This window comes from Actinocrinis sp., from assembly GCF_035650855.1.
Classification (GTDB): Bacteria; Actinomycetota; Actinomycetes; order Streptomycetales; family Catenulisporaceae; genus Actinocrinis.
The window spans coordinates 1-3,067 of the sequence record NZ_DASRGV010000269.1 but is presented as its reverse complement, the minus strand read 5'-3'; the positions used below and the strand labels follow the sequence as shown (position 1 = coordinate 3,067).

Annotated in this window: 4 protein-coding genes; all 4 read left to right on the top strand. The window is 70.3% G+C overall.

The genetic code is table 11. The features are described from left to right. The coding region (locus VFB40_RS19440) for a glycosyl hydrolase family 28 protein (protein ID WP_324852681.1) at positions 1-889 on the top strand (889 nt) is incomplete at its 5' end. 69 nt (positions 890-958) lie between these two features. Continuing rightward, on the top strand, positions 959-2,041 hold the full coding sequence (locus tag VFB40_RS19435) for a LacI family DNA-binding transcriptional regulator (protein ID WP_324852678.1): 1,083 nt from the start codon (positions 959-961) through the stop codon (positions 2,039-2,041). A gap of 97 nt (positions 2,042-2,138) precedes the next feature. Continuing rightward, positions 2,139-2,387, top strand: a complete 249-nt coding sequence (locus VFB40_RS19430) for a DUF1737 domain-containing protein (protein WP_349261554.1) — start codon at positions 2,139-2,141, stop codon at positions 2,385-2,387. Between the two features lie 337 nt (positions 2,388-2,724). After that, on the top strand, positions 2,725-3,067 hold a 343-nt coding region (locus VFB40_RS19425; protein ID WP_324852675.1), incomplete at its 3' end, for an MEDS domain-containing protein.

The following is a 3,067-nucleotide window of genomic DNA, read 5'->3' as shown; positions in this document are numbered from 1 at the left end:
CCTCGACCACCTGACGGTCTCCACCGCCAGCGACCGCGACGGAGTCAACATCATCAACACCTCCGACGTCTCGGTCACCAACTCGACGATCCAGTCGTCGGACGACGCGCTCGTCTTCAAGAGCGACTACGCCCTGGGGCGCACCTACCCCAGCGACCACATCAACGTCAGCGACACGACCGTGGGCTCCACCGGCAACAACGCGCTGCAGTTCGGCTCGGAGACCTGCGGCGACTTCAGCGATGCGCACTTCTCGCACATCACCGTCAACGAGGCGGGCAAGGCCGGCATCGGCATCGTGTCCATGGACGGCGCGCACATCTCGAACATCACCTACGACAACATCACCATGACCCGCGCAGCCACGCCGGTCTTCATCAAGATCGGCTCGCGCGGCCGCTGCCCCGGGCATCCCGGCGCCGGCACCATCAGCGCAGTCAGCATCACCGACGTCACCGGCACCAACCTGAGCGACAACGGCAGCTTCACCAGCACCATCACCGGACTGCCCGGGCACCCGGTCACCGGCGTGACGCTGACCAACGTCAACCTCAACGTCCCCGGCGGCGACCCGGCCTCCGACGCGAGCATCAACCCGCCGGAGAAGGCGACCACCTACGCTCCCCGTGACTACGGCACCCGGCCCGCCTACGGCTGGTGGCTGCGGCACGTCGGGAACATCACGTTCCAGAACGACCAAGTGGGCTTCGCCAAGAACGACGGCCGCCCGGCGTTCCTGACCACTGACGGATCGGCGGTCAAGGTCAATAATGTCCTGGTACAGAGTGGCAGCGGCAGCCCGTACGACGTCGGGTTCTTCTCGTCGTCCGGGTCGAGCGCGACCGGTAAGAGCACGACCGGCGCGGCGCTGCGTGTGAAGACCGGCTGACGGCGCACGGCCGATCCTACGGACGAACAGGGTTTCCTCATGCCCTGCGAACGAGGAGGTAGGCGCGCGATGGCGGTGACTATCCGGGATGTGGCGCGACACGCGGACGTGTCTATAGCCACCGTCTCGCGTGCCCTTAGCGCCCCCGACCTGGTTGCCGAACGCACCAGGGCGCGGGTCATCGCGGTGGCCCGGCAACTCGGCTATGAGCCGAACCGGGCCGCCCGCAGCCTGATCACCGGGCGCACCGGGTTCATCGGCGCGGTCGTGCCCGACGTGGCCAACCCGTTCTTCCTCGGCGTGCTGAAGGGAGTGCAGGCGGCGGCGCGCGAGCGCGGGCACCACGTGCTGCTCGCGGACACCTCGGAGGACCCGGTCGCCGAGGCGGAGCTGCTCAGCTCGATCAGCCGGCAGGTGGACGGGCTGATCCTGCTCTCCTCGCGGCTGCCGGTGGCGCGGCTGCGCGAGTTCCCCGGGCCCGCGCGCACGCTGCGTTCGAACGGGCTCCAGCCGAACGGGCTGCAAGCGAACGGGCCCCAATCGAGCACGGTGCTGTTCAACCGGGTGCTGCCCGGATTCCCCGCGGTACTGCTGGACAGCGGCGACGGGATCCGGCAGATCGTCGCGCATCTCGCGGCGCTCGGCCACCGCCGCTGCGCGTATGCCGGAGGGCCGCGCGAATCCTTCGCCGACGCCGAGCGGCGTAGGGGACTGGCCAAGGCCTGTCACGGCACCGACATGCGGATCGTCGACCTGGGCTCCTTCGCGCCGCAGTTCGCCTCCGGCGCGCGCGTGGCGGACCTGGCGCTGGAATCCGGGGCCACGGCCGTCATCGCGTACAACGACCTGGTGGCGCTCGGCGTGATCGCCCGGCTGCGCGACCGCCGGATCGACGTGCCGCTGGAGATGAGCGTGACCGGCTTCGACGACATCCCGATGGCCTCGATGGGCGCGCCGCGGCTGACCACCGTGTCGCTGCCGCTGGAGCAGGCCGGCCGGTCGGCTGTTGAACTGCTGCTCGGAAAAGCGTGCGGCGGATCCGCGCAGACGCCCGCGCGCGTCGGCCCGGACGCGGCGCCACGCGGCAGACTGCTTCCGGTGCGGCTCGTGGTCCGTTCCTCCACCGCCGCCGCCCGCCGGTCCTTGGGCTGAAGGCACCAGCGCCCTTGACGCGTTCGCTTTCGCTGACAGCGAACGCGTCAAGGGCGCCGCGCCACGCCACGCCGATCAGTCCCCGTGGCATGCTCGAATCATGGCGAAACCACCGAACGACCTTCCCCGCTATCGCGTGCTGACCGGCCCGGACGACGAAGCGTTCTGCCGGCGGGTCAGCGAAGCCCTCGACCTCGGTTACGTCCTGCACGGCAGCCCGGCGGTAGCCGTCAGCGGCGGGCAGGCGATCGTCGCGCAGGCCGTCGTGTGGCCAGAGCCCGCGACGAAAGAACACGTCGTCGGATTCGTCTCCCCGGCAGCGAGCGGCATCGTCGGCCGGGGCTGACCGGCCCGTCGCCGCGCGATCGCGCCGATCCGTCGGTGCGCTTTCGAGAGCCTTGCAGCTTGGCGGCGTTCGGCGGCTGATGATGGTACATCCGTGCCAAGCTGGCGCGCGGTGGCTTGGCAGCGGCGTCGGGTGCGCTATGGTCGATTTTCGACTCGGCGCTCGGCCGGGCGGCCACCCGGCGGCCCGCAAGCCGCGCCAGCGGCGCGGGCCTGGCGCCTCGCTCTGCAACCTCGGGCGGCCAGGACGTGGTGACAATGGCGCAGGAGACCTCGCCGTGAGTGCTGCACCCGTCCCCTCTGAACAGCCTGCCGCTGGTGCCGCCGGCCTGCGTCACATGCTTTATCCGTATGCCGGCACGAAGGACTACCTCGACGGGCTTCTGGCCTATGTCGACGAGGCGCGCGCCGCCGGCGCCTGCGTCGTGGTCTGCGCCCCCCAGGACCGTTGCGACCTGCTGCGCGATCACCTGCCTGACGGCGATTCGGTGGCGTTCATGGACCTCACGGCGCTCGGCACGAACCCGGGCCGGCTGATCCCGGCCTGGCGGGATTGGATCGACGAGCGCGGCAGCGCGGGTGCGGTGCACGGCATCGGAGAGTCCGTTTGGAGCGGCCGCAGCGCCGCGCGACTGTCGGAGCTGCAGTATCACGAGTGGCTGCTCAACGTGGCGTTCGCGG

Excerpts from the sequence above, each read along its gene's own strand:
- VFB40_RS19435 (WP_324852678.1), top strand. The coding sequence starts at position 959 with ATGGCGGTGACTATCCGGGATGTGGCGCGACACGCGGACGTGTCTATA.